The 6,992-nt window shown below is 44.4% G+C and carries 5 protein-coding genes and 1 pseudogene; 3 read left to right on the plus strand and 3 right to left on the minus strand.

Translation table 11 applies throughout. The features are described from left to right. The 3 genes and pseudogenes from ACEW8S_RS01795 to trpA form a co-directional block, all read left to right on the plus strand. Positions 1-401: pseudogene (locus ACEW8S_RS01795) on the plus strand (SAM-dependent DNA methyltransferase); the annotation flags it as partial. 394 nt (positions 402-795) lie between these two features. After that, positions 796-1,977, plus strand: coding sequence for a tryptophan synthase subunit beta (gene trpB, locus ACEW8S_RS01800; RefSeq protein WP_373516476.1), 1,182 nt, complete (start codon positions 796-798; stop codon positions 1,975-1,977). A 60-nt stretch (positions 1,978-2,037) separates the two neighbouring features. Continuing rightward, positions 2,038-2,799, plus strand: coding sequence for a tryptophan synthase subunit alpha (gene trpA, locus ACEW8S_RS01805; protein ID WP_373516477.1), 762 nt, complete (start codon positions 2,038-2,040; stop codon positions 2,797-2,799). Positions 2,800-2,889: 90 nt separating this feature from the next. Here the strand turns inward: trpA and ACEW8S_RS01810 are convergent, their stop codons facing one another. The 3 genes from ACEW8S_RS01810 to ACEW8S_RS01820 form a co-directional block, all read right to left on the minus strand. Continuing rightward, entirely contained in the window at positions 2,890-5,436 is a 2,547-nt protein-coding gene (locus tag ACEW8S_RS01810) for a phosphoenolpyruvate carboxylase (protein WP_373516478.1), read from the minus strand. 296 nt (positions 5,437-5,732) lie between these two features. Further along, entirely contained in the window at positions 5,733-6,401 is a 669-nt protein-coding gene (locus ACEW8S_RS01815; protein ID WP_373516479.1) for a uracil-DNA glycosylase family protein, read from the minus strand. A gap of 9 nt (positions 6,402-6,410) precedes the next feature. After that, the coding region (locus ACEW8S_RS01820; protein ID WP_373516480.1) for a biotin/lipoyl-containing protein at positions 6,411-6,992 on the minus strand (582 nt) is incomplete at its 5' end.

Raw genomic sequence — 6,992 nt, forward strand, 5'->3', positions numbered from 1 at the left:
TGTTTTTCAAAAATAAACCTGCAAGTAAAGAAGCGTGGACAAAGGATATTTGGTTTTATGATTACAGAACAAACATACATCATACATTAAAGAAAAAACCAATGATGATGTCGGATTTAAAAGAGTTTGTAAAACTTTACAATCCGAGCAATATCAACAAACGCAAAGAAACTTGGAGTGAAGAAAATGAAGATGGAAGATGGAGAAAATATACTTATGATGAAATAATTGCGAGAGACAAAACGAGTTTGGATATTTTTTGGCTAAAAGATAAAAGTTTGACTGATTTAGATAATCTGCCAGACCCAGACATTTTAGCGAATGAAATTATTGAAAACATAGAATCTGGACTGTATAGTTTTAGAGAAATAATGGAAACGATAAACGGAGAAACGGAATAGCCAACGCTCAAAGCCATACACATTTGCAATTCGCACCAGCCAACGCTACACCAAAAATTGCAAAAGAGTATGTCTTGCCAACGCTCAATTCGAACTAAATAAGAAACATCCGAAAACCAAGCAGAACGTGAAAAGCACTATGCACCAATGACTATTGCAAATAGGGCGGTAAGTCCTATGTTCATTGACCTGATCTGATTTACTGGAAACGCCAAATCTTTTGATTTGGCATTTAAGCGAAAAAAGATAAGCACTAAATACAAAAGCCTTGGCTATGGGCCTAGTGTATTGGTCGGTCCGCGGCGACCGCCCTACTTGGCATAACAGAGCCTTTAAATTTTAAATAAAAATGCCAGCTCTCCAAATATCGAAGGTTTCCCCTAAAAAAAGAACTATGTCATACCACGCAAACAAAAAAGGCTACTACGGCGAATTCGGCGGGGCGTTTATACCAGAAATGCTTTACCCGAATTGTGAGGAACTCCGCCAGAACTACATCCGTATTATGGAAGAACCCTCCTTTAAAAAGGAATTCGACCAATTGCTGAAAGATTATGTCGGCCGCCCTACCCCACTGTATTTCGCCAAACGGCTATCCGAAAAATATGGGACTAAAATCTATCTCAAAAGGGAAGACCTTTGCCATACGGGTGCGCATAAAGTGAACAATACCATCGGACAAATCTTAATGGCGAAAAAACTGGGCAAGAACCGGATTATCGCCGAAACGGGAGCCGGACAACACGGTGTCGCCACGGCTACGGTCTGCGCCCTGATGGGTATCGAATGCATCGTTTATATGGGGGAAATCGATATCGCCCGCCAGGCCCCGAATGTCGCGCGAATGAAAATGCTGGGGGCGGAAGTGCGACCGGCGCTTTCCGGTAGCCGTACCTTGAAGGATGCTACCAACGAGGCCATCCGGGATTGGATCAATAATCCGGTAAACACGCATTATATCATTGGATCGGTCGTAGGGCCACACCCCTACCCTGATATGGTGGCACGGTTTCAGTCCGTCATCTCCGAGGAAATCAAATGGCAGTTGAAGGAAAAGGAAGGGCGTGAGCATCCCGATTATGTGGTCGCCTGTGTCGGTGGGGGCAGCAATGCCGCCGGAGCTTATTACCATTATCTCGATAATCCCGATGTGGGTATTATTGCCGTGGAAGCAGCCGGAAAAGGAGTGAACTCAGGGGAAAGTGCCGCTACGTCGGCACTGGGCAAAGTGGGCATCATTCACGGTAGTAAAACCCTGTTGATGCAAACGACCGACGGACAAATAACCGAGCCGTATTCTATTTCCGCAGGGCTTGATTACCCCGGTGTAGGGCCGATGCACGCTCATCTATTCAAATCAGGTCGTGGGGAATTCATCTCCATCACCGATGATGAGGCCATGATTGCAGGACTGGAAATGGCACAGTTGGAAGGTATCATTCCCGCCATTGAAACCTCACATGCCTTTGCGATTTTTGATCTTAGGAAATTTGAAAAAGATGATGTGGTGGTGGTCAACTTGTCAGGTCGGGGGGATAAGGATTTGGATACCTACATTGACTACTTTAAGCTTTAAAAGATGACTGACCTACAGGGTATAAGCGAGGCACTAACATCCAAAATAAAACAAAATTGCATGAACCGAATAACTGAAAAAATGGCCGCCGAAGGAAAACTTCTCTCCATCTACTTCACGGCAGGCTACCCCGCCCTGAACGATACCCTAAAAATCATTCAAGATCTAGAAAAAAACGGTGTCGACATGATTGAAATCGGACTTCCCTTTAGCGATCCCCTGGCCGACGGGCCTACCATACAAAAGAGCTCCACCAAAGCGCTAAAAAACGGAATGACCTCCGAAATCCTTTTTGAACAGTTAAAGGATATCCGGGAATCCGTTTCGATTCCGTTGATTATCATGGGGTATTTCAACCCTATGCTGCAATATGGTGTGGAGGCATTCTGCAAAAAATGTCAGGAAATTGGTATAGACGGACTCATTATTCCCGATTTGCCGGTCGATGTGTACCATGAGGAATGTCAGGAAACTTTTGAAAAATACGGACTGTTCAACGTTTTCCTGATTACACCGCAGACCTCCGAAGAACGCATCCGGTTTATCGACAAGATATCCAAAGGATTTATCTATATGGTCAGTTCCGCGAGCGTTACGGGTTCCGGCAAAGGGTTTGGAAGCGTCCAAACCGACTATTTCGAAAGAATATCGGCCATGCGGCTTTCCAACCCACAGATTGTAGGCTTTGGCATTAAAGATTCCGTGACCTTTCAGCAGGCGACCAAAACCGCTAAAGGTGCGATTATCGGTTCGGCGTTTATCAAACACTTAACGGAACATGGCGTGAATTCGATAGCTGTTTTTGTTCAGATGATTCGATAAGCATGTTTTGGTCCAACCGAATCAACTTGAAAAACCCTGAAATCGTTTCATAGCAATTTCAGGGTTTGTTTTTATTTTGTGGGGGCTTCGCTACGCCGAATTCCGACTTGCATTGATATTGCCATACAAAGACCGGGTCACTATTTTCTCATACTCCTCTTTAAATCCGGCATTCTGACCGATTTTCTGCAAGGCATATTGCTGAATGGCCAGCAGGGGAAGTACAATATTTTCCCTGATCTTCACCGACTCCCGGGAAACGCCTTCGTTCTGCATCAGGATATCGAATCCGCTTATGAGCAACAGCATTTCTTTGGATAGTTCGTACTCGGTATGCAAGATTTGCCAGAAGTCGCCATATTCGGGGTCTTCTTTCATGTAACTGGTCAACTCGAAATAGCATTTGGTCAACGACATCATGCTGTTCAGCATCAAAGCCTTGAAAAAAGGTACTTCATCGAACAGGGTTTTGACCTCTTCAATTCTACCATCGTCCTTTAAAGTCTTTATCGCCGTGCCAATCCCGAAATAACCGGGTACGTTCTGTTTCAGTTGGCTCCAAGATCCCACAAAAGAGATGGCCCGCAAATCGGTCAGCTCCAATTTGGCCTTATTGCCACGTTTGCCCGGTCTACTGCCAATGTTCGCTTTAGTATAATACTTCAGGGTGCTTTTATTCTCAAGATAAGGAATGAACATTTCGTGCCGCTTCAAAGCGTCGTATTTGGAAAAACTCAGTTCTGAAAGATCTTCCATCAGCTTACGGGAATCCTTTGAAATTACATTTTCTTTTCCGAACAGGTTGTTTGATAGGCCTGCGGTCAACAGTTGCTCAGAGTTGTGCATAAACTGTTCTTTGGTGCCGTAGGTACTCGTAATTGTCTGGCCTTGAATGGTGAGCTGGATTTCGTGGTTGGCGACATCCTTGGTCTGTGCGGCATAGAATCGGTGGGTCTTTCCGCCCCCGCGTGCCGGCGGGCCGCCACGACCGTCGAAAAAGACGGCTTTGATACCGTTCTTTTTACAGACCTTGGATAGGGTTTCCTTAGTTTTTAAAATGGACCAGTTGGCCTTGAGATAGCCTCCGTCTTTGGTACCGTCGGAAAAACCGAGCATAATGGTCTGCACATTATTGCGGCGTTCGAGATGTGCCCGGTATTCCGGCATTTTGAACAGGGCCTCCATGGTCGCTTCCGCACCGGCCATGCCGTTCATGGTCTCGAACAGGGGAACGATGTCAAAGGTAATCGTATTGGCTTCCCATCCACACCATCGGAATAATGCATAGACGAAAAGTACGGAGAAAATATCTTCAGAATTACTGATGATGTAGCGATTGCATCCCTCCTCGCCGTTTCTGTTCTGAATCTCCTTTAGCTGGGGAATATTGATCAGGGTATCTTTTATAATATCATCCGAAAAATCGCTCGCATTCGCCTTTAGATCTTTATGCAACAAAATAGCGATCAATTCCTCCTGGTCGAGTTCGTCAAGGGTATCCTTAATAATATCATTTTGTTTCAAGATGCTTTCCACCACCAGAATATGCTTACTCTGATCTTGGCGTATATCCAAAGTGGCAAAATGCGTCTTGAAAATCTTGACCTTATCGATCAGTTGGTCAAGGTCTTTAAGGTAAAGTGCATGGTACTTTTCGGTAAGCGTCTCACGTACCGTCTCCAAAGGCCCGATCAGGTTCTGGTAATCGACCGTTTTCTCCCTATTGAACATCGCCACATAAAGACTGTCCCGTAATTTGTTCAATGGCTCCTGAACATCCTTGAAAGTGAGTTTTTTTCGGAGTTGCTTCAGGTCGTTATAATAACATTTCATCAGGTTGACCCGTAGCTCATCGGCCACGTCTTTGGTAATATCGGCGGTTACGAACGGATTACCGTCGCGATCGCCCCCTGGCCAAAAACCGAGTTTCATAATATTGTAATTGTTGAAATTGGCGTTGGGCACATTGCCTTTGATGTAGGAAAAGAGGTGTCCGACGGCATCGTAATACACATTTCGGAGGATGTAAATGATATTTTTCGCCTCATCGAGCGGAGTGGGTTTCTTGGCATTGATCAGCGAGGTAAGCCCCAATTGCTGCAACGTAAGGTCGATATCGTTAATGCGGTCTTCCAGAATAAGGGAGCGTAGTTCGCCGATGATATCGAGTACTTCAGGGGTATAGAATTGGGTAGGATGCGCGGTAAATACGATTCGGGCACTGAAGGTAGACAGTTGTTCGGCGAGCTTGTCCCAATCCTTATTTTTGTCGACGAACTGAAAATAGTCCTTGATGGACAACGAGCTACTGTGTTCCTGAAGCTTGGGAAAAGCGGCATCTTCAACACTATCATATAGTACTACCTGACGTTCTACGTATTGGATGATGCGGAACATAAAATCGATCTGGTCCTTTTCTTCCTTGATGTCCGCATAATTCTTGAAAAATGTATCCAGAATTTCCTGCGGATGCTTCCCTGACTTCAATCCTTTTTCACATTGATCGAAAAGTAAGGGAATGAGCATGCCCACATTTTCGATATTTCGGTACGGCAGGTTTAAAAATAAACTGTTGTAGACATTGAATTTGTTGGTAACGGATTTTTTGAAGGTCTCGAGTCTTTCTGTTTGATGCATATATGGGTACTGAATTTAATTTATGAGGATGTAATTGAGTCCATAAATATCGGAATAAATGCCTTTCGGATGGAACGATTTTATCCCAAATAACAAAATAACGTCCCTACACCACAAAAACAACGGCTTTCACAACAAAAATTTCAATATGCTACGATGCCGAGCTACTTTTATCATGTAATTAAAACGAATTAAAATTTTTCATTTTCATATAGTGTTCTCGTAAAAGAGCCTTGCCTTCATCGGTAGGGCTCTTTTTAGTTAGTGTAAGATGTATTTGAAACCGGAGGAAATTCTCAAAAAAACGGTGCATATTGCAACACCCTAAAATCAACCGTATTGAATTCGGGATTTTCATCCTTCATTTTTTTATAGGATGCCAAACTGCCGACCGCCCTGTTCGCTGCTCCCGAGGGTGCTGTCAGCGATATTGTTTTGATTATCCGATTATTTCCCGAAGGCAGTATGAAACGATGTATCCGGGGAACCTCATTGGAAACCACTTCCAAATGCAATCCATTATCCTTCAAATGTTTCCTGAAAAAATATTCGGGGCCATTTTTACTGTTTCCGCCAGTAAATAAAAGGGTATCAATATTGGGATAGGCTTGTAGTATACGTACCAAATCCCTAAGCTGTACGTTTTGCATGCCTAGGTCCGAGGCATCTGTTTTTTCCCTTTCGGCCCCTTCGACGATATCGCAAATGCCAATACGCCTTTTGAACAGAAAATGTTTGCGTTGATCGATGGCTTCCCGAGTTGTTTCATACCTTAATCCCAAATCAAATATCCGATCTAAAATGGGCCAGAACTGTCCGTCACAGCTACCATAACAAAAATCGACATCCTCTTTTTTGAGTGCACGGGTAGTAAATCGCGGTGGCGGAAGCGTGCCCACAATGAGTTTGGTGGCTTCCGGAAAAAGAAAAGGCGGATAGGGATGGGTATGGAGAAACACGGGCATCTATTTCAGTTATTTCAGTAGTAACACCAAATCATCGGCATTGACCAATGAACCGCCTTCCAGTTGAACTTTATCGACCGTACCTTCGGCGTTGGCGGTTACCGTGGTCTCCATTTTCATGGCCTCTATGATAAATAGCGGTTGGTTGCGTTTGACTTGCTGGCCTTTTTTGACCAGAACGCTGGAGAGCAACCCCTGTAAGGGAGCGCCGACCTGTTTAGGGTCATCGGCATCCGCTTTGACATTTTGTGTTTTTTCGACCTTGATCGACCGGTCCTGTATCATCACGTTCCGCAATTGGCCGTTGATCTTGAAAAATATGCTGACGTTGCCCCCCTCGTCGGGTTCACCTTTGAGCATTAACGCTATCAGTACGTTCTTCCCCCGGTCAAGCTCGACCATAATCTCCTCGCCGATATCCATTCCGTAAAAGAAATTTTTCGTGGGTATGTTGACTACGTTCCCGAATTTTACATGATTGTTATACGCTTCGGTGAACACTTTCGGATATAGTTTGTAGGATAACAGATCCGTCATTTCAAGCTCGCGGCCCATCCCCTTTTTGAACTTTCGTTTAAAGGCCTTGAGTTC

The sequence above is a fragment of the Pricia sp. genome (genome assembly GCF_041745955.1).
In the GTDB taxonomy this organism is placed as follows: Bacteria; Bacteroidota; Bacteroidia; order Flavobacteriales; family Flavobacteriaceae; genus Pricia.

Bases quoted from the DNA above. Each gene is read 5' to 3' on its own strand.
- ACEW8S_RS01810 (WP_373516478.1), bottom strand. From the start codon at position 5,436: ATGCATCAAACAGAAAGACTCGAGACCTTCAAAAAATCCGTTACCAAC.
- trpB (WP_373516476.1), top strand. From the start codon at position 796: ATGTCATACCACGCAAACAAAAAAGGCTACTACGGCGAATTCGGCGGG.
- trpA (WP_373516477.1), top strand. From the start codon at position 2,038: ATGAACCGAATAACTGAAAAAATGGCCGCCGAAGGAAAACTTCTCTCC.
- ACEW8S_RS01815 (WP_373516479.1), bottom strand. From the start codon at position 6,401: ATGCCCGTGTTTCTCCATACCCATCCCTATCCGCCTTTTCTTTTTCCG.